Source organism: Poseidonibacter antarcticus (assembly GCF_003667345.1).
Taxonomy (GTDB): domain Bacteria; phylum Campylobacterota; class Campylobacteria; order Campylobacterales; family Arcobacteraceae; genus Poseidonibacter; species Poseidonibacter antarcticus.
Genome location: NZ_RCWF01000005.1, coordinates 101,749 through 123,301 on the forward strand (window position 1 = coordinate 101,749; position 21,553 = coordinate 123,301).

General features: G+C 26.2%; 19 protein-coding genes. 5 read left to right on the forward strand and 14 right to left on the reverse strand.

Annotated features, from left to right (window positions below; all coding sequences use genetic code 11):
• The first annotated feature begins 111 nt into the window (after positions 1 to 111).
• From coaE to purT, 4 genes are read left to right on the forward strand one after another with little or no spacing between them, the layout of a single operon-like run.
• Positions 112 to 702, forward strand: coding sequence for a dephospho-CoA kinase (gene coaE, locus D9T19_RS07870; RefSeq protein ID WP_121627679.1), 591 nt, complete (start codon positions 112 to 114; stop codon positions 700 to 702).
• Positions 699 to 1,436: a diaminopimelate epimerase gene (gene dapF, locus D9T19_RS07875; protein WP_121627680.1), complete on the forward strand. Its 738-nt coding sequence runs from the start codon at positions 699 to 701 to the stop codon at positions 1,434 to 1,436. Before coaE ends, dapF begins: the two co-directional genes overlap by 4 nt.
• Positions 1,437 to 1,438: 2 nt before the next feature.
• On the forward strand, positions 1,439 to 2,170 hold the full coding sequence (locus D9T19_RS07880) for a glucosaminidase domain-containing protein (RefSeq protein ID WP_205588701.1): 732 nt from the start codon (positions 1,439 to 1,441) through the stop codon (positions 2,168 to 2,170).
• 16 nt (positions 2,171 to 2,186) lie between these two features.
• Positions 2,187 to 3,356 (forward strand): formate-dependent phosphoribosylglycinamide formyltransferase, encoded by a 1,170-nt coding sequence (gene purT, locus D9T19_RS07885; protein ID WP_121627681.1) that lies wholly within the window; start codon positions 2,187 to 2,189, stop codon positions 3,354 to 3,356.
• A 21-nt stretch (positions 3,357 to 3,377) separates the two neighbouring features.
• Here the strand turns inward: purT and D9T19_RS07890 are convergent, their stop codons facing one another.
• The 14 genes from D9T19_RS07890 to D9T19_RS07955 form a co-directional block, all read right to left on the reverse strand.
• A complete protein-coding gene (locus D9T19_RS07890) occupies positions 3,378 to 4,451 on the reverse strand; it encodes an ATP-binding protein (RefSeq protein WP_121627682.1) in 1,074 nt (357 codons plus the stop codon).
• 8 nt (positions 4,452 to 4,459) lie between these two features.
• Positions 4,460 to 5,491: an SH3 domain-containing protein gene (locus D9T19_RS07895; RefSeq protein WP_162984562.1), complete on the reverse strand. Its 1,032-nt coding sequence runs from the start codon at positions 5,489 to 5,491 to the stop codon at positions 4,460 to 4,462.
• A 19-nt stretch (positions 5,492 to 5,510) separates the two neighbouring features.
• On the reverse strand, positions 5,511 to 7,775 hold the full coding sequence (locus tag D9T19_RS07900) for a hypothetical protein (protein WP_121627684.1): 2,265 nt from the start codon (positions 7,773 to 7,775) through the stop codon (positions 5,511 to 5,513).
• Positions 7,775 to 8,266: a hypothetical protein gene (locus tag D9T19_RS07905; protein WP_121627685.1), complete on the reverse strand. Its 492-nt coding sequence runs from the start codon at positions 8,264 to 8,266 to the stop codon at positions 7,775 to 7,777. Before D9T19_RS07905 ends, D9T19_RS07900 begins: the two co-directional genes overlap by 1 nt.
• On the reverse strand, positions 8,259 to 9,011 hold the full coding sequence (locus tag D9T19_RS07910) for a hypothetical protein (protein ID WP_121627686.1): 753 nt from the start codon (positions 9,009 to 9,011) through the stop codon (positions 8,259 to 8,261). The genes D9T19_RS07905 and D9T19_RS07910 overlap by 8 nt, the downstream gene beginning before the upstream one ends.
• Positions 8,999 to 10,669 (reverse strand): GspE/PulE family protein, encoded by a 1,671-nt coding sequence (locus D9T19_RS07915; RefSeq protein ID WP_121627687.1) that lies wholly within the window; start codon positions 10,667 to 10,669, stop codon positions 8,999 to 9,001. The genes D9T19_RS07910 and D9T19_RS07915 overlap by 13 nt, the downstream gene beginning before the upstream one ends.
• Before the next feature lie 10 nt (positions 10,670 to 10,679).
• Positions 10,680 to 11,696: a hypothetical protein gene (locus tag D9T19_RS07920; protein WP_121627688.1), complete on the reverse strand. Its 1,017-nt coding sequence runs from the start codon at positions 11,694 to 11,696 to the stop codon at positions 10,680 to 10,682.
• Between the two features lie 2 nt (positions 11,697 to 11,698).
• Positions 11,699 to 13,375 carry a hypothetical protein gene (locus tag D9T19_RS07925; protein WP_121627689.1) on the reverse strand — a complete coding sequence of 559 codons (1,677 nt, stop codon included), beginning with the start codon at positions 13,373 to 13,375 and terminating at the stop codon, positions 11,699 to 11,701.
• A gap of 8 nt (positions 13,376 to 13,383) precedes the next feature.
• Entirely contained in the window at positions 13,384 to 16,398 is a 3,015-nt protein-coding gene (locus D9T19_RS07930; protein ID WP_121627690.1) for a hypothetical protein, read from the reverse strand.
• Positions 16,399 to 17,181 carry a hypothetical protein gene (locus D9T19_RS07935; RefSeq protein ID WP_121627691.1) on the reverse strand — a complete coding sequence of 261 codons (783 nt, stop codon included), beginning with the start codon at positions 17,179 to 17,181 and terminating at the stop codon, positions 16,399 to 16,401.
• Positions 17,181 to 18,035, reverse strand: a complete 855-nt coding sequence (locus tag D9T19_RS07940) for a hypothetical protein (RefSeq protein WP_121627692.1) — start codon at positions 18,033 to 18,035, stop codon at positions 17,181 to 17,183. The genes D9T19_RS07935 and D9T19_RS07940 overlap by 1 nt, the downstream gene beginning before the upstream one ends.
• Positions 18,032 to 18,814, reverse strand: coding sequence for a hypothetical protein (locus tag D9T19_RS07945; protein ID WP_121627693.1), 783 nt, complete (start codon positions 18,812 to 18,814; stop codon positions 18,032 to 18,034). The genes D9T19_RS07940 and D9T19_RS07945 overlap by 4 nt, the downstream gene beginning before the upstream one ends.
• Positions 18,815 to 18,952: 138 nt before the next feature.
• Positions 18,953 to 19,642, reverse strand: coding sequence for a hypothetical protein (locus tag D9T19_RS07950; RefSeq protein ID WP_121627694.1), 690 nt, complete (start codon positions 19,640 to 19,642; stop codon positions 18,953 to 18,955).
• Between the two features lie 77 nt (positions 19,643 to 19,719).
• Positions 19,720 to 20,322 (reverse strand): hypothetical protein, encoded by a 603-nt coding sequence (locus D9T19_RS07955; RefSeq protein ID WP_121627695.1) that lies wholly within the window; start codon positions 20,320 to 20,322, stop codon positions 19,720 to 19,722.
• 336 nt (positions 20,323 to 20,658) lie between these two features.
• Here D9T19_RS07955 and D9T19_RS07960 point away from each other — a divergent pair, with 336 nt between their 5' ends.
• On the forward strand, positions 20,659 to 21,519 hold the full coding sequence (locus D9T19_RS07960; protein WP_121627696.1) for an EF-hand domain-containing protein: 861 nt from the start codon (positions 20,659 to 20,661) through the stop codon (positions 21,517 to 21,519).
• The last annotated feature ends 34 nt before the right edge of the window (positions 21,520 to 21,553 follow it).

The window sequence follows — 21,553 nt, forward strand, 5'->3', positions numbered from 1 at the left end:
TTAAAATTTTTGGTATTATATCAAAATATTTATAAATATTAAGGGCAAGGGAATAAAACTTATACAAGTTATTCAATATAAATAAATCATTATTATTGTAGAATTGATCTTATGACAAATGATTTATTTAAAAATGCAATCGCCTTAACAGGTGGAATTTCTACAGGGAAAAGCACAGCGTGTCAGCTTTTCGAACAAAATGGTTTCGTAATAATTGATGCTGATAAAATAGCACATATATTATTAGATGAAAATTCAGACAAAATATCAAAAATGTTTGGAGAACAATACGTTCAAGATGGCAAGGTTATAAGAAAAGAGTTAGGGAAAATTATCTTTTCTAATGAAAAAAATAAATTACAACTAGAAGCATTACTTCATCCTTTAATAAAAGAAGAAGTAATAAAAGAAGCAAAAATTAATGATGTTATAAATAAACCTTATTTTATAGATTTACCTTTATTCTTTGAAAAAACACATTATAATATTCCTAAGTGTTTACTTGTTTATACACCAGCTTACATACAAGTACAAAGATTAATGAAAAGAGATAATATAACAGAAGAAGAAGCAAGATTAAAAATGTCAAATCAAATGGATATTGAAGAAAAAAGACATTTAGCCCATTTAGTAATAGATAATTCTAAAGATTTAAATCATTTAGAAAGAGAAGTAAAAAGAATAATTGGAGAAATAATATGACATATACAAAATACAGTGCAAGTGGAAATGACTTTGTAATATTTCACACATTTATAAAAAAAGACTATTCACAAGAAGCAATTAGTCTTTGTAATAGAACAGAAGGAATTGGTGCTGATGGATTAATTGTATTAGTTCCAAATGATCAAGCTGACTTTGAATGGTTATTTTACAATAATGATGGAAGTGATGCTTCAATGTGTGGCAATGGTACAAGAGCATGTGCTCATTATGCATATACAAATGGATTAGCAACTTCTACAATGCAATTTAAAACAGGTGCAGGATTAATAAAATCTGTAGTTGAAGATAATATAGTTCAAACACAATTAACAGCTCCTATTATAATGAAAGAAGAGTTCCAAGAGCTTGGATTTACTTGGTATCAAGTAGATACAGGTGTTCCCCATCTTGTAACAATTGTTGATGACTTAGAAAAGTATGATCATGATTTATGTGCAAAAATGAGATACAAATATAATACAAATGTAAACTTCGCAAAAATTGAAGATGGTAGTATTAAAGTGAGAACTTATGAAAGAGGAATTGAAGGTGAAACACTAGCATGTGGAACAGGAATGGCTGCTTGTTTTTTAAGAGCCCATAACTTGAATTTAGTTAAAGACAAAACTTTTGTTTATCCAAAAAGTAATGAAGAGCTTACCTTATCATTAGTTGATAATTGCATTTATTTTAAAGGCGCTGTTAAAAAAGTCTTTATAACAAGTAGTTAAAAATGAATTTGCATAAATTTTCTTTTTTAATTCTATTATCTACTGTAACTTTATTTTCAAAAGGTATGCCAAAAGAGTATTTTGAAATTAAAGCTAAGAAAAAAGTTAAAGAGTATTTCTTTGAATATATCTACAAACTAAGTGAATCTGAAAATAAGAAAATTTTGCAAGAACGGAATATTGTAAAAAGCATTTTAAATTCAAATATATTAAGAATTAATACTAAATCAGAGAATTTCTCACAATTCCTAAAAATAAAGAAAAAATACAGAATCAAAAAACTTTATGATTTAAAATCTTATTTATCAAAAATTGATACAATTCCTCCTGCTTTATGTTTAGCTCAAGCTGCTGTTGAAAGTGGTTGGGGGAAAAGTCGTTTTATAGCAAAAGCAAATAATATCTTTGGACACTGGACATATAATCCTAATATTGGGATTGTTCCTGAACGAAGAAATGAGGGGGATAGACATCTTATTAGAGTATTTAAATCCTTACAAGACTCTATTAGTGCTTATATGCTAAATTTAAATAGAAACCCTGCATATAAATCTTTTCAAGAAAAGAGATATGAAATAAGATTAGAGAATAAACAAGCAACAGGTCTTGAACTGTCACAAACTATGATAAATTATTCAGGGATAGGAAAAGAATATCTATCTATTCTTAAAAATGTAATAGAAAAAAATAATCTAGAAAAATATGATAAAGAATTTTATCAACAAATTAAATAAACTTAAGGAAAAAAATATGAATTTCACAGCACCTTTAAAATCTGACTCAATAAAAATAATGCTTTTAGGAAGTGGTGAGTTAGGAAAAGAAGTTGTAATAGAAGCACAAAGACTTGGTATTGAAACTATTGCAGTTGATTCTTACAACAATGCACCAGCACAATTAGTTGCAAATAAATCTTATACAATTAATATGAAAAATAAAGAAGAAATATTAGATGTAATAAGAAGGGAAAAACCTAATTTTATTTTGCCAGAAGTTGAAGCTATTAATATTCAAGCACTTTTTGAAGCAGAAAAAGAAGGTTTTCACGTAATTCCAAATGCTGATGCTGTTAATAAAACTATGAATAGAAAAAATATCAGAGAATTTGCAGCAGTTGATCTTGGTGTTAAAACAGGAAAATATGAGTTTGTAAGTACCTTTGAAGGTCTTAAAAGTGCAGCCAATAAAATGGGATTCCCTTGTGTAATTAAACCTGTAATGAGTTCATCAGGTCATGGACAAAGTGTTGCTAAAAGTGAAAATGATTTAGAAAACTCTTGGGAAGTTGCAAAAGAAGCTAGAGGAGATGCTAGTGAATTAATAGTTGAAGAGTTTATCACTTTTGATTATGAAATTACAATGTTAACTGTAAGAAACGAAAAACAAACAGTATTTTGTGAACCAATTGGACACATACAACAAGATGGTGACTTTATATTCTCATGGCAACCTATGAATATGAGTGAAGATGCAAAGAAAAAAGCTCAAGATATTGCAAAGACAGTAACTGATGGTTTAGGTGGTCGTGGTATCTTTGGCGTTGAAATGTTTGTAAAAGGTGAAGAAGTTTATTTTTCAGAAGTAAGTCCAAGACCACATGATACAGGAATGGTTACTATGATTACTCAAAGTCAAAGTGAATTTGCACTTCATGTAAGAGCTGTACTTGGACTACCTTTAGATTATATTGATTATGGAGCAGGTGCTAGTGCTGCTTATAAAGCTAGAAATGATAGCTTTAATCCAATTATTGATATATTTGATTCATCATTTAGAAAAGAGTCAATTATACGTGTATTTGGTAAGCCTCAAAGTCACAAAGGTAGAAGAATGGGAGTTGCTCTTACATTTGATAAAGATTCAAGTGATAAAGCATTACAAAAGGCCAAAGAAATTATTGGTAACTTTGATGATCAATAAGACTAAAGTATATCTTTAGTCTTATCTTGTTTTTAATGTTAGAATATACTGCATACCTTCATTTTCAATAGGAATAATATCAATAGTACCATTCATCATATTTGCTAAATTTTTGGCTTCTAAAATATATTTATTATCAACATCTGATAAAAATAGTTTATAAATATTTTTTACATCAAAACCATTATTTCTAACTATTACTTGAAGACTACGTTTATTCTTTACAATAGCCACATCAATCTCTTTTTGTATTTTCCCTTTTTTTAACTCTTTTTTTATCAGGTCCATACATGATTGTTCAATAAATGACGATATGATATTTTCTAAATAACTTTTATTAATAAGTATTCCCTTATTTAAAGTGATATCACAATCATAATTAAGAAATATTTTATATCTTACTTTTGCATATGTAAAATTGTCAACTCTTCTTTTATGTAATTCTAATAATGGATTTAAAAAATATAAACTTGTAATCTTTTCATCATAATAATCAAGATTATTTACTAATAAACTAAATCTTTTTACCTCTTCATATTGTAAACCATAAGAATCTATTATTTCAAAAATCATACTACTATTAACCAAATCTTCTACACCCAATTTTGTAATATACTTATCTAAAATGGTCGTATCAATCATATTAAGTAAATATTTAAGATTAAAGATTTTATTTTTTAAAAATAATAAGTTTTTAATATCAAGTAAACATTTATTCTTTGATTTTAAATCAACTCCATGTGTAGTAAGATTCATTCTTAATATATCTAAGAAATTCTTATCATCAAAAACTAAAGTATGTAAATCTACTTTTTCTTTTTCATCATATTTTTCTAAAATAGCTATTATTTCTTCTCTGATAACATTTAAAGCTTCAGTTAGATATATATTCATTTCAGAAACATCAGAATGAATTGATTCATGTTTATCATGGAAAAGTTGTCTATTTAGCCTTGTTTTCCCATTACTTTCACTTGAAAAAAGCTCTTCAAAGTTAAATAACTTTGTATATAATCTAGTTAAATCTTTCAATATCAAAACAATTTCATTTATATTATAAGAAATAGACTTATTATAATTATTTAAACTATACAAGGTATGTCCTATCTACAATTTGTATTTGCTGCAATTACATTACCATCTATAATTTGAAGCCAATTATTTTCATTTGAAACATTCATAATATCTCCTGATTTCTTTTTATAAACAGTATTCAAATTAACCCATTCATTATTTCTTTTTTGAATTGTAAATTGATCATTCATTTTTAATACTCTTAAAATTTTAGCATTTAAATTACTATTATTTCTTACATTTAAATTATATCTTTTTACTATATATTTACAATCATTAACTTTTGTATTAACACTATTCATTAATGACTTTATATCTCTTTTTACTACCTTTTTTTCTATTTCTTTTTCTACTTTATTTACTTCTTTTACAAGTTTCTTTTCCATTACTTTCTTAAGCTCAGGAATCTTTTTTAAATCACTAATTGATATTCCATAATTACTTAAATAAATAGTATAGCCATACTCTTCATCAAGTTTTTTATATAATTTAATACTTTTAGTTCTTACATTAATATCTATTAATTTATGACCTAATATAATATCACCTTTTATATATCTTCCCTCAATATTTGCACTTAATTCTGTTTTATTTTTTGATGATGTATTATTTGATAATTCTAATACTACATAATCATTCCCATTAAAAGAGTACATACTTTTTATATTTAAATCTTTTAATTTTTTTGTTCTAGTAAAATCTGTAGTTAATCTAGCCATCTCATTTTGATGAGTAAAAACACTCTTTTCATAATCTTCTTGAGAAATCTCTACTTCAGGACCTAAATCACCTGCTTTATTAATTCTATTTTTATTTGAAGATCTAGGGTATTTAGTCTTTTTATTTTTTATTGAATCCATTTGTTCTTCTAAATAATCTTTTTTTAGACCAGTAATTGCATTAAAAAACTCTTTTGATTGTTGATCTAAGATATCTAATTTATCAATATTTCTCATTTCATCTATTTCTTGAATACTTTTTGCAATTTCTACATTTTCTTCTAAAGCGTATAAATTAAATGTTATTAAAAATCCCATTATTATCAAACTAAATTTTTTCATTCTTTCCCTTTTTGATATTTTATTTAAATATAAAATCATAATTAAATCCACCTATATATGTAGGATAGTTCAATATAAACGAACTTGTTCCACTTTCTTTTTGTATTAAATCAGAAGAAGTTAAATCATTTAAATTTGTGTTAAAAATAGGTAAAATATAAGTTTTTATCCCATTTACTTCTGAGTATAATTCACCCCAACAATACATTTCATTTGTTTCTACTTCTGTGCTTTCTTCTATGTGAATACTTATTCCACACATACTATTATTTTCATTTATAACTTTTATCTTTTTCCATTTTATTTTATTTATTGCTGTTTCAAATGCAATTTGATCTGAAGAACTTAAAGTACTTGGATAATAATCACCTTTTAACTCATTTTCTCTATTTACCCAAACAATACCTGTACTAACACTAGAAGTTGATAATTCATCAATAGTTCTTGAAAAATCTACATCAATTATAAAGCCAAGACTCTCTTCATTTTCACTATAATTAGGATTAGCTAATATTAAATCATTTACTTTACTTACACTTATCTTTTCATCTTTATGATGTGTTATTTTATAAAAATATCCATGTTCATCTTTTGCTATAAAAGCATCAACACCACCTCGAATAGTTTCGAAACTTATGTTTTCAATTCCAATTTTTTTAGGAGTACATAAATCATAATTTATTCCATCCCAAGTTACACTACAATTCCCAATTCCACTTTGAATATCAAGTCCCCAAATATAAATATTTCCACTTTTTGATAATGCTACTATTTTTCTTTGACCTAATGAGCTTATTGAACTAATATCTTCAATTTTTTCAATATCTTCAATTTTTTCTGGTTCTTTTGCTGTATCTCTAGGAATATTATTAAATGTACTAAGACCATTACCTGAAAAACCATTTCCTATATCATATCCCCAATTATATATATCACCATCTTTATCTAAAATAGTCCACAAAGTATCATTTGCAAAGATTTTCTTTGCTTCTTTATCCTTTGATCCATCAAAAAAAGTACTTTTATAAAGCATTTCACCACTTTGTGAAGAGTCTACTGCCGTAAAATATTTTCCAAATGAATAATCACTTGCACTTGTACCACCACAATATAAAGCACCTTCTCTTCTATTTTCCAAAGCATCCTTTTTTGTAATTCCTAAAACATCCTTTCTTGTAATTCCACATGTACCTGAGTCAACTGAGGAAAAGATCTCTTTAAATTTTGGTCTTAAAGGAGATGAAAAATAATTCTTTTCATAAAAAGTGGATGTATCAACTTCATCTGAGTCATCATCATAAACTTTTGCTTTTAATCTAACAGGAGTTGTAATCACAGCATTTGATTCTAAATTAATTCCTGTTAATCTACTATCATTATTCCCCCAAGAATAAATATCACCATTTATAAGCATTGCGCCTGAAATATTACTAAGTTGTATTAAATCAGGATACTCAATATTGACTTTATTCGTTTCAATTACTGTATCTAAATCAATTGCAACATACTCATCTGCTGTATTACCATTTTCATGTAATACTAACATTCCTGCATACATAAAATCTTTTACTATATTTTTATACTCATCTGTTGTATTTTTTTTAGTAATTGGATCTACAAAAAGGTCTACTTCTTCATCTATCAATAAAACCTTATTATATGAAGCTCTATGTTCAATTGGCTCATCAGTTCCAGATTTGGGGGCATATCTATGTAATACATGGTCTTTATCAAGACAATATCCATCTTCAGGATTTTCCCATTCTCTACAATTCTCTGAAACTTTTTTAATCTTATCTTGAAGATCATAAATAAGTCTTTCTTTTTCTGATAGATTAATTTTTACACTAATTACAATCTGTTTTTCTTCACTTCCATCACCCATGCTAACTTGTTTTTCTTCTATTTTTGGAGTTTTAGTATATTTTCTATATTTATTAGAAAAATAATAATCATATATATTTGATTTTAATCTTTTGCTAGAATTTTTATCAAAACTAATTAAGGTAAAAGCTTCTTCAGAGAGTTTAATGCTATTCCCAAAATAATTATTTACTTCAAAATTATTAGGTAAAAGCTTATCATTTTCAGAATTCTTTAAATCACTTATAGTATCAGGTTTTTTACCTTTTGTAAGTAAATATTCTTTATAAGCTAAAGCTATTTTTTCTTCTTTTTGTATTAATTTTTTAACTTTTGTTGTAGTTAAAGAATCTAAGTAATCATTTGCAAGTAATATATTTGAAAATAATAGGAATATGGTAAATAATTTTAATAAATACATTATTTTATCCTTTTAGGTGTTGCTATATAATCTACAAAATAAACACTATCATAATCTTCACTTTTTTTAATATTACCCAGATAAGATAATATTCCTTTTGCTGCAGTTAATCCTTCTTCACTTTGTGCATCAACTTCTGTTATTAATAAATATCTATCGATACACATCTTTTTTGCACCTAAATAGTTTATTTGATAATCAAATATAGACATTCTTTGAAAAATACCTTTTACTTTTGATTCAAGTTCTTTTTCTGTTAAATATTGCTTCTTTACATCTTTAATTTTCTTTTTTACTAATGAAACTTTATTTTTTAATACCTTTGTTTCGTTCTTTTTAGTCTGTAACTCTTGAGATATAATACTTTTTTTATTATATATTCTATAATACTCAACTAGTGTATAAGAAATAAAAATTAAAGAATAAATAGCTACTAAAATAAAGACTGTTTTATTTATAAAAGATAGTTTTTTAGCACTAATACTAATCATTTTTGACCTTAATAGTAGAGATACACCCTATCATTTTTTTATATTCTATATTATTTTTAGCTAAAATAGTTTTTTCTCTTTTTATAATTCTTTTTTCTACATTAAGTTCTCTGTTTAATAATTCCAAAGATTGTTGCTGTGAAAGTTTATCTGCAAATAGTTCTAAACCATAAAAAATTATCCAGAAACTAAAACAAAAAGTAAATAATAAAGATGAAAGTTTGAAAAAATGTGTTTTATATGTAGTTAGTTCATTTAATGGTTTTATTAATTCTTCTATCTCACCTAATGATTTGGCAACAACCTCATTTCTTTCATTTTTTGTATTTTCTTTTAAAATATTCTCTTTTGCACTTTTATATTTTGAATTAATTATATAATAAATATTTTCAATAGAACCACCACTAGAAAGCATAGCTATATGTTTTGTAATAAGAATAGATTTAATTGTATCATCTATTAAAAAATTCTGATTTATTTTTGCTGAATATACTGTTTTATGATTAAATAATATTATATATTCTTCATCAGCAACATATATCAAAAATTGATTTTTTAATAAATATTTTCTTGATAAAAGATTTAATGAATATATTTCATCATTATCATATCTAGAAAGATATACATTGTTTTTTTTGAATTTTCGATATACAAACATATGTTGTGATTCTTCAAATTCATCTTTCATATAAAAAGCTTCACAATCTTCTTTAGTAGGAAAATCGGTAATTACTAATCGTACCATAATTCTTCTCCTCTAATAATAGCAGATGCATCTGCTTTTGTAATAAGACCTTCATAATATTGTGCCATAGAGGCTTTTTCAACAGTCATATACTCAGCTGGGTTTTCAAAATCTCCACCTGAACCTATTTTAAATCTTATAACCTCTGCAATAGGGACCCTATCTTTAAAACCAGTATCATTACATTCATTACATCCAACTTCTTTATAGCCACCTTCACCATCTTTAACTTTACAATAAGGACATAATTTTCTAACTAACCTTTGAGAAACAATACCTCTTAAATTATCAACAATATCTCCTTCATTTATCCCAAGAGAACTAGTCATTCTAGATACTGTAGCTGATGCTGAGTTCGTATGCATAGTTGAAAATACTAATTGACCTAAATTTGAAGCATTTACAAGTTCTGCTGCAGTTTTAGGTTCTCTTGTTTCCCCAATAAGTATGATATTTGAATCTTGTCTTAAAATATCCACAACAGCTTCAGGATAACCATATTTAAACTCTTCGCTAGCACTTGCATATTCTGATAAATCTATTTGAAAAAATGATTCATCTACATACTCAACTGGATCTTCAATAGTTACAACATATTGTTGTTGTTTTGCTAATTGATGTAATAATGCATACATTAAGTGTGTTTTACCAGAACCAACCTGCCCTGTAATTAATATCATTCCATTTGCATATTTTGTAAGATTTGATAATATATCAATAGTCTCTTGAGGATAATTTAATCCTCTTAAATTATGTGCAACAACTCCACGCCCACCAATCATTCTCATTACAAGAGAAAAGTTTAATTTTGAGTTTATAAGTCCTAATCTAAACTTAATATTTTTTTTACCATATTCATAATTTATTACACCATTAATTGATTCATAATCTGAATCTTCTTGATCAGCCATGGTAACTAATCTTCTTTTTAATGTCTTTGCAATTGTAATAGGCATTGTTCCCATATCAACTTTAATACCATCTATTCTAAACCATAAAGTTGCATATCTACTTGTTTTCTGAATATGAATATCAGAAGCTCCAAGTAAAATTGCTTGTCCCATCATCTTGTCAAAATATTTATTTAACTCTTCATCATTTTCATCATCATTATTAGAATCAAAAACAATTTCTCTATCTTCTCCAAAAACAGAAGATAAAACACCCTCACCTAAAACAACAATTTTATTAAAATAAAATTTGCTTAAGATATCAAAATCAAGATTTACAACATCTCTAATACCCAAAACCTTATTCTTGTTTTTTTTATCTTCTAGAGTAATAATATACATTGTTGTACAGAATTCAAGTTTCTTTTCATCTAATTGAAAAGAGGTATCTTGATAATGTTCAGATAATTCTTTATATGTGTCATAATATTCATAACCTAAAGAACGAACAAACTGTGCATATTTCTCTTCATTAGCTATTAAATCTCCATAGCCACCTTTTAAATTATATCTATTTTGGACTACTTCTTCTATAACGCCAGCTAAGTGTATATCAGTATCATCTTTTTCACCAAATAAATTTATAAATGTTTTTTTTTGTTTTTCTATTTCATTATTCACATTTTTTAAAGAGAAAAAATTATCCTCTTTTTTATTTAAGTTAAGTTTTGGTGTTTTTTTTAATTTAGAAAAAATTTTTTTAATCATATTTCATCTTTTATTGGTATAAAGTTTTAAATGTAAATGTACTAATAACAAGATTAATAACATCCGAGCCAATAATAACTGTAACTAACATAGCTATTAACCAAAAAGAAAATCTCCATTGCAAAACAATATAATCTATATTCTTTTCATACAGAGTGTCACATGTTTGATATAGCGCTTTTGTTACATCAGAAAAGCTTGTTTTACTAAGCTCTGAAAGTTTTATATCTGCTGTAACAATCATGGGAAAATTATATTTTTCAAATACTGTATATAATTTTCTATTTTTACTTATGATGTCAGCTAATTCTTTAAAAAAAGGTCGTAAACCCTCTTTGAAATAATCTTTAGATAAAATCAAAGAACATTTGTGAAAAGAAATACCTGCACTTAACATACCATTTAAAATTCTAAACATAAATCTACCATCTGAAAAAGCCTGAGTTTTAAAAACTTTATACAATAATGCAGGTTTATATCTTTCAGTATATAAATATCCAAAAAAAATAAATGCTGTTATAAATATAGAAACAGCCAAACCAGCATATGCAAAATCATAATTAAAATATTTTGGTATTCCTAAAAATTGAACAACATCAGGATTTAATTTTTTTAATAATATTAAATCTTTATCTAACATACCAAGATATAAAATAAGACTATAAAAAGAAAATATAACAATAATCAATGGAATAAAAATTGGGTTAATCATCTTTATTATTAAGTTTGAATTTGCTTTATTAAATGTTAAAACAAGCTTTATCCCAGCAACAGTATTAGTACTATTTACAACCAAACTATATTGAAAAGCATTTAAAAACTTATGCTTATGTAAAATAGCTTCTAGCTTATGCTTCCCTATTTCCATATCTTTTATTGCAGCCATCAATCTTCTTTTGAATTTTGTATCTTTAGTTATTTGTTCACTATACAATATCAATGCACGTCTTGTATTTGAACCATTCTCTAGTTTTGTAACTAAATAATCCAATAAAAATTGTTCATAAGGATCAGTGAACATACTCATAGCTAGAAGCCTTTTATATTTCTAAGAGTAACTACATAAACTATCTCTCTTCTTACATAAGATTTAGAATCACTTCCACCTATTGCAAATCCTTCTAAAGGTAAAACACCTTGATAAGTTTTTGCATCATCATGAACAATAATAGAACCAACAATAGATGTTTCGCCAAGTCTTATTTCTTTTGAAATATTATAACTTTGGTCATTATATTGTGGTAATTTTATAGTTGTTAAATCAACATTAACTTCATCAAATTCAATAAGTTTTTTTATACTAGGTGTAATATTTAAAAATATTTTATCTCTAGATATTTTTGCCATTGCAGTTATTGATGTACCTTCTTTTAAAGTATTTACAGTTATATCTGATGTTGTTTCATTTGTATCAGTATCTTTTGTTGTTTCGATTTTTTCAACATAATCTGTATTATCAGTAATTGATTGAACTGTTGGAATATTATTTTTTAAAACTAATACATTCTTACTATAATTTAAAATTTTCCCAATTTCATTATTTGCAGTAGCTGTTATTTGAAGTAATCTTGTAGCATTATCACTAATAAATGAAAAAGCCCCATTTTCTGCTAATCCTCTTGTTACTCCAGTTGCTGCATTATTTTGTCTACTATCTGAAATAGTTCCTATACCATACTCCCTACTTTTATTTAGAAGTAATTCTATTCTTTCAAACTCAATTACTGCTTCTCTTGCAAAAGATGATTCATAAGCTTTTGCAATTGTTCTTACAGTATTAGCAATTGATTTTGTTGATTTTAGAAAAATTAAACCACTAGCTTTATCTATATGATAAGTTGAAATTTTATCTGTAGAAATTATATTTTTCAACATTTGATCAAGCTCATCATAAAGAACTATTTGAGAATTATTTTCTAATTTACTTTCACCGCTTGTATCTTCAGATGATGTTTGAGTTAATGATGTTGTATTTGATGATGTTATATCTAATAATGGTATATTTAATTCAATTACTACATCTTTAAATCGTTGGATATTTATAACTTCTTTATCATAATCAACATCAACAAAAACATCTTTTGCATGAGCTAAAGAGTTTAATGCATCTTTTAAATTTTTTGAACTAATGCTAATAACACTATTTTGGAAATCATCTCTATTATCAATATAGTTTCCTATACTAACTTCATATCCTGATTCTGCTGTAATTAATTTTATTAATTCTTCTACAGAAATTTGACCATTTAATCTAAAAGGAATATGCTCGATTGATCGTTTTTTTGTTTCACTTAGACTTAAAAGTTTTACTAAATAAATAGATCCATTTTTTTTGATAAATAATTCTTTTTCTAAAACTGCATTTAGATATTGATTTAATTCTTCAATATTATGAATTTTAATTCTACTTTTTGGTATTAAAATATCACTACTTTTTAAGTAATAAAAATTACCATCTAATATTTCCATTTCTTTTAAAATATCAGCTAATGACTTATCTTCTAAAACACTTATAAACTCTTTTGATTTTGTTTTTTCTGTAACCAAAGAATCTGAATATGATCTTTTTATATCTTCATAATTCTTCTTATCCAAAGATTTCTTTGTTTTAACAATCATATCATTATGAAAACTTTTTGAACTACATCCTACTAAACCAAAGAGTAAAATTGTAAAAAAAAGTATATTCCTAAATTTATTTAACATGTAATTCCTTATTTAAAATAAAATCCATAATCAAAACCACCTATGTATGTAGGGTATTTTAAAAATAAATTTCCATTATTATTATAATTGTCAAAAGACATTTGTTTTGCCTCATCCTCTACTTGTGATATAAATAAATCATTTATATCTCCTATATTATCTATTTTACTAACATCGTACAAGGATGTATTCAAAATGGGAATAGCTCTTGCTACATTTCCCCAACAGTACATTTGAGTTGAAGTTTCAATACCTGTCATAGTACAAACGTATGGAGGAGGAGAAGATATAGAGTCTTTATCAACTAATTCTATCTTTATATTATCAATTCCCCAAGATACATTTTCAATATCATTTACTCTTGAGCCTGCTAACAAAGTTACATAAGTTTGTATAATTGCTTCAAAACCCAATTTAATTTTACCTTCTGAATCTAATTCAAACTCTTTTTCCTTAAAAGAAAAACTATAATCTTTTGATGATGATAATGACTTTGTATTCTTAATATTTGTTAAATCTTTTGAATCAGAAATAGATTGTAAACTAGAATAACCAGTATTCGCACGATTTTGATTATGTACATACCACCAATAATAGTTTTCATCATCAGTTAAAGTACCATCTTTTACTGGTAAATCATTTACAAAGGGAATAAATATATCATCTATATCAATTAATCCAACAAGCTCTAATAAACCATTTACTAAATCATATACTGCATTTAACAAGCTTCCTAACCCCAGTAAATTACCTATTAAACCATCTAATAGTCCAGTTAAAGCTTCACCTAAAGTATCTGATATATCACCATCACCTGTCCAAATATCTATTCGATAAAAATCAAATGTTAGCTTTACCTTTTTACCTGCATAACTTGAACCAAAATTAAATATTTTACTTACAACAGGATTTGCAGTATTATCATTTGATACAAAAGGATTATTTTCTCTAAATATATCGGTGTCTCCAAATCTTCCCAAAAAGTTACCTGCTTCTTTACAAGCAATTGGACGAGTACAAGTACCTAGACCAAGTAAACCACAAGAATATTTTTCAGTACAATCTTTATTCTCATATATTGGGATATCAGAATCCAAAGTATTAGATGATAAATAGTTTGTATTCACCACCCAATCATTATATTTTCCATCTACTTTTTGATAGTCATTAACATCTTCAAAGTCTTCAAGATATATACCATTTACATCAAAGTAAGAATTTATTTCATCATCCTTATTTATTTTACCTGAAGAAAAGATTGATACATTTGAAAATTTTGCATAAATTTTATCATCTTTTATTATATTTAGTTCATTTAAAGCTGTATTAAATATTGTATTTGAAGAACTATCACATGCATTAAAATTTTTATCTTTACACTCTAATAAAGTATTTGTTCCTTTTACCTGTAACTGCATTTTTTCATTAATATATAATATATACCCGTTACCATTATAATCATAATACGAAACACTTAATACACTACTACTATTTGGGATATTTAAATCTAGAATACCATTATCATTTGTTCTATAATAATTTCCATCAAGACCTTTTAGTGTAAATTCTTTGCTATTTACAAAAATTCTATCTTCATCAAATTTTATAGAAGATACTTCTGTGGGTGTAGCAATATTACCAGATTCTCTTTCTCCCCAAATATTAAAGTAATTATCACTGTCTAAAGCCCCAAAAGTTTTACTATCTCTTAATGCATATATTTTTTTAAAGGTTTTATCACTTGCTTGAGCGTTACTAGCATTTGAATCTAAAGTATAAATTGTTCCTAAATCATTTAATAAAACCCAAGCATCATTTACCATTGCAATATCTTTTAAAGAAGAGATATTTTTATATTTTCTTAAGATTGATGTCTTATCAGATATATCAATATCAAAATTTGTATTACTTACATTTCCATTACAATACATATCCCCATCTGTAGAAATACCACATACATTTGTATCATTTAGAGCTATTTTTATAAACTTAACTCTTTGTGAGCTGTTATATTGTAAATTTCCATCATCAACTTTTAACATAATAGGTGTATTTAAGTATATACTTTCATCTTCTACCCCTGCTCTTTTATTAGTATTTTTTTCCCAACAATAAATATCACCATTTGCAAGTTTACATCCAAAATCTTTTCGCATAACTAAATCTGAAGCATTAGGTATATAATTTTGAACTTGTTCTTGAGTATATTCTTCTTCACCATATTCCACTTTTTTTGATATTTCAACCCATCTATTCTCTTCATCATCACCACTTTGATATATGTATTCAACAGAATCTACATATGCTATATCACCTATGTTTGCTATAATTTCTTGTAAATCATTTTCATCATATTCTTCATCTAAATAAACAGGTCCATTTTGATAGATATCAAAAGACAAGTCCTCTGATAAGTCCTTTGATAATTTACAATATTTTAATGTTAATTTTTCATTTTTTAGTTCGTAGTATTCTTTTGTACTAGTAGTGATATCTGTTGTACAATCTTGATTTGGAAATAATATATCTCTTTTTTTATCTGTATCTGTTTCATTTAAAACTTCAACTATTTCTTTTTGAATGTCATTGTATAAAACTTGAGAACCAATTATAAGTTCATCACCTGTATTGTTTTTTGGTGGAATTGTGTTTACTCTAAATATTTTATTTATATAAAAGTTATATAAATACTTACTTTTATTATCATATTCATCTATATTTGTAAGTATTGATTTTATATACGCGTTATTGTCTGTATCAAAAGTTACGACTATATCCTCATTTGTTAGAGGATTTATCTTATCAAAGTCAGTTCCTAAATAATCATCATTTTCAAGTAAATTCCAATTAAGACTTGTACCAGTTTTTGGAACTTTGGCTTTTTGTAAAATATATTTATTTATTGCTAGTGCTATGTATTCTTCTTTTTGAATTATACTTTTAATATTATTCATCAATGATACATTTGCATTTGAGGCAAAGCTAAAATTAATAAGAATTATTATGGAAATTAAAACTTTCATTTATTTTACCTCCATATATTTTTCTTCTGTTTCTTCTTCATAATATAGTTTTATATATTTCTGTTCTTCTTCTACTTGAAGGATATATGCACCTACTGCTAAGTTATCAAATTTTTCTTGATCATCAAAATCATTAAAATCTATAGATGTTGAAACATTTCCATCTTCAAAAAGTTTTTTGTCATATTCTATCCAATCACTTGCTGTAATGTAATATCTTATAGCTTTATCATTTTTATTACAATAGTTTCCTACACTTGGTGAATCACAGTCTTTTTGTATTGTTTCATCATTTTTTAATATATTAAAAATAGTTTTAGCTTCATCTGATTGTAATACTATTTTTACATAAGAAATTGATGGGTCTACTTTAGTATCATCATTTTCATTTTCTTCTAAATCTTCATCGCCATTAGAAGCAGAAGTATTATCTCTATATAAATCTCTGTTATATAAAAGTATAATGTATTTATTTGCATCCAAGTATCCAGGTTTTGAGATTGCATATCTTAGTTGAAGTTCTTTTATATCTTTAAAAGCTAAGTCATCTCCCATTCTATTTTTTAATGAAAAATTATTACCTAAGTATTCATCTGTACGCAAGTTCTCAAGTGTAGGGATTTGAAACTCTGTTAAAATATATTTTTCAAAGTTTTTCGCTATTTTATCTTCTGTTTCTATTAAGTTTTGGATATATAAGACATTTTGTTTTTGTCCTATCATAATATCATTTGCACTTAAAAATGAAAAAAGAAATAATGGAATAAAGAGTTTTTTAATCATTATAACTTCTCTATACTATCTGTTGTTTTCACATATTTTAAACCATCTGTATCAAAAAGTAAGGCACCATTTGGAATAGTATCAAATTCAGGTTCCGTCCAATACTCTGCTTCTTCATCTTCTTCTTCTAAATCTTTTTCATAATAATCTTTACTAGCAATTACAATAGGTCCTGTTTTGAACTTGTCACTTCTATATGCTATTAGATATTCACTAGGATATGAATACCCTGTAGAATTACCATCTTTATCTTTTACTTCTACTTCTTCGATTTTTGTAACACCTAAATAAATATGCTTATAACGAACAATATTTTCATTACTCTGACCATCAGCTAAATTATAATCTTTTGTACAATTTATAGCAGGGTCATAAGTATTTTCTGACTCTTCACATTTCTCAAGTTCTTTATCTTGTAATAAATCATATAAATGTTTTGCAAAATCATCTTCAAATCTAAAATATACACTATCATTTCTTACATAAGTTCTTTTTCTATATGTATTACTATCGTATAAAGCATTTATTCTATTTTCATCTTTATTTGCTTCTTCGTCTTCATTATCTTCTTCGTCTTCATTACTTTTTAAAGCATAAGATAATTTTGTATTTTCTGATAAAAGGGTAATCTCATTAAAGTCATTTTCTATATCTGATAATGTTGGTAAATTTAGATCACTTATTGAACTTGGTATTTTATATTCTTCTAAAATATAATTTTCATAAGCTCTTGCTACACTTTCTTCATATTGCACTATTTTTCGTATATCTTTTAATTTACTTTGAGTTTCTTCAAAACTTAATGCTTTTGAAAAGGTAATAAATAATATTAGTATAAAAATATCTTTAATCATAAATAACCTTTCACCTTTTCATATAATTTTGTTTCTATTGTTAATTCATTTTGTTTTAGTTTTTCTTTTAACATTTTTTTAAAATGATTTTCTTTTTCATCTTTTAATTTATCTTCTGTTAAAGTGTCATCATCACTTAAAGCTTCTTCTATATCAAAAAGATATATATTATCATAAGGAGTTAGTTCTTCAATAATTTTATCAAAATCATCTTTATCAAAACTACTACTATTTTCATCATACAAAATATCTTGTGCTAGATAATCAACTGCTCTTGTCAATGCTTTTTCTATTTCTATATCATTTATGATATTATTTTTTTCATTTTTGCCTATTTCAAAGGTATAGAAGGTTTTTTCATTTTCTGTACCTTCATTTTTTGTAGTTGTTTGTACTTCATTTAGATTTATAATATCTTTTAACTTTGCTCTTAGGGCTAATAACTTTAGCTTTTCATCTTCGTTTATTTCTATATTTCCATCTTCGTTTATTAAAATATCATCTTCGTTATCAAGACTACTGTCTGAATTCCTATCTAATAATAAAACTTTATCCCAATTTCCACCATCTGGTAGAAAGGCTATGATTTCTTCTCTTGTTATTTCTTCTGGATTTTTGTTGTATTGTTTTGCTAATGTTGTTTTGATTTTCGAGACAATTTCATAATGTTCTTGTACTTGTTTTGCTTCTTGAACATCGCTATATGATTTATACATAGCACCTGCTGAAAACATAAGTGTAACAATAAGTGCAGATGATACCCATATATTTGCAAACATTTGAAATGTACCTTTTCTTTTTTTGTAAAACAAAAAATAAATACTAAATTATTTTGAGCTTAATACTTGTTTTTTGTTTTTGAATAAAAACCTAGGCTAAAGCCTAAGTTTTTAATTGTTTTACTCTAAATAATTCTATTATTCAGCAACAACTACTTCATCAGCAGCAAAGTCTCTAAAATAAATGATAAATTTACCATCATTTTCTAATGTTGTTGTATCTACATCGCCAGGGATTCTTCTTTCTAAAGGAGTCCCGACAGTTGGAAGAGCACCTGATACATATGCTGTAGCCGCAGCATCAAAGGCAATATCTGCAGTTCTATCAATATTTGCAATTTCTTTTAAATCATTTGCTATTTGTGATTCTAAAAATCCTGCATTTGCTCCTAACGAACCAGTTAATGAAAACTCTACATAAATACCAGGAATCATACCTGCTTTATCTGCAACTAAAGATATTCTCATAGCAGAATCAGCTTCTGTATCATCTTCCCCACCAAAAGAAATTGCATAATAATTATTATTTTCAGGTGTTTCAGTTGTGTCTCCTTCACTAATAATTTGAGAATTAACTTGCTCTGGGAAATATGCTAATTCTGCTAATCCACCTAATACATTTGTTGTTGTAGAATCAGTACCTGTTCCAATACCTATAGCCTCAGACTTCGCTGCTAATTTTAAACCATTCTTAATATTGTTAATCTCTGTTATTACACTTGTTTTTTGTGCAATTCCTTCGATTTTATCACCTGTTCCTCCAAATGTTTGGAACATATAAATCATTGCTCCAACAACTACTATAATCATTGCTATTAACTGTGGCATTTCCCTATCCTTTTTTTTAATTTAAAACATCTTATGATGTTATTACACAACAACTACAAAATAGTTGCACAAATTTTTTATTTATAAACTATACAAACAAACTTAGCATCTTTATTTGTTCCAGTTTCAGTAAAAGTTTCTTTACCTTCTATTGAATCATCATAGCTATTACCCTTTGATATAAACTTACCAAACAAAGCTTTTTCACAATATTCTTTTCCCAAAAAACTCTCAGTAAAACCTGCTCTTGAGTTCAAAATAGGATTCTTTTTCATATCAACTAATATCTTATAAGATGTGTTATCCTTTGTATTTGGTATTAGTTGCCAAATAACTTCGCTTTTAGGAAATACTAAATTAGACTTAAATTCTTCTGCTGTACCTTCATCCTCTTCAGAAGTTAGATTAGAGACAACACCATCACCATCTTCCAATTTTGGGTCATCCTCTCTCTTGATATTTTCAGGTAAAATACCGTCTTCTTCTAATTTTTGAAAGTTTATCTCAGACATATCCCCACCTGATTGGATATATGTATCAACAAAACCATCAATAACTAAAATCATAGACCTCATTCGCTCAAGTTCTATTTTTATAGAACTATCATCAGGTTCATATCTAGTTAAAAGTATTACTAAAGCAGCAACTGCTGCAATTATTGAAGATACGATATATGGCATTTTCGTCCTTAAATAAATAGATAACAATTCTATTTATTAAATCATATCATATCTAACATTAAGATATAGCTTAAAATTATTAAATGTTTAAAAAAATAATTTAAAAAATAATTTATTTTAATGGTAGAGGTACCATTTTATGGTATTTTAAATAAAAATTTCTGTAAATTCATAATTTTTATAATTTTTTATTAATAAATTAGTTAGTATTAGTAAAACATAGTTGTTTAAGCTAATTTAAATAAATGTATAATAGATTATTAATTCACTTATTTAAGATATATTTACTTTATGTTTACTTTGAGATAGTACAATTTTAAATAGAAAGGAAAAATCATGATAGATACAGCAAATATGGGAATAATGGCGAATTTAATTCAACCAACTTCTACTTCTATATCAAGTCAAATGATATCCAAAAAAGATTCTGATAAAGATTCTTCTCTTAACATTGAGGAAATGGGTGTTAGTGATGATATATTTTCAGCGTATGATTCTGATTCAAATGGATTAATAGGTCAATCTGAATTAACAAGTGCGATTGATTCAGCAATGTCTGAGTTTAGTCAAGGAATGCCTTCTAAAGAAGACTTTCAATCTATGCTTTCAGCTTTTGGTTTTGAAAATCCATCTGAAGATGAAGTTTTTTCTTCTTCACAAGAAGAGACAATTTCTTCAATTTTAGCAGATTATGATGCAGATAATTTAAGTAAAAGTGATGCTCAGGCTATTGTTTCAGCTTTACAAGACGAGGGGATTCAAGCCTCTTCTGAACTTGAAAGTGCAATGGCCGAAGCAGGATTTGATGCTCAAGAAATAGGAACACTTGCAGGTGTAGGACAAGGTGGAACACCTCCTCCTGCAGGTGGGGGACAAATGTCATCATCAGAAGTAGAAGAAGAGTTTGATACTCTTGATACAAATGAAGATGGAGTTGTTTCTCTTGACGAACTACAAGAAGTATATGGTGGGAGTACAAGCGATGAAACAACACTTAGTTCTAACCAACAAAATGCACTTGATAACTTAAGTGTATTAATGGATATGCTTAAAACAGGGGCTGAAAATGAAGAGTCTGCTATTGATACAAAAAGTTTTGATGGATTATTAAAAGCGATTAATAATCAAAATAATAATAGTCAAATAAATACATATTTACAAAACACAAATGCAAGCACACTTTCTGGTTACGCATAATTTGCGTAACTAGTTAATCAATAACACTCTTCTT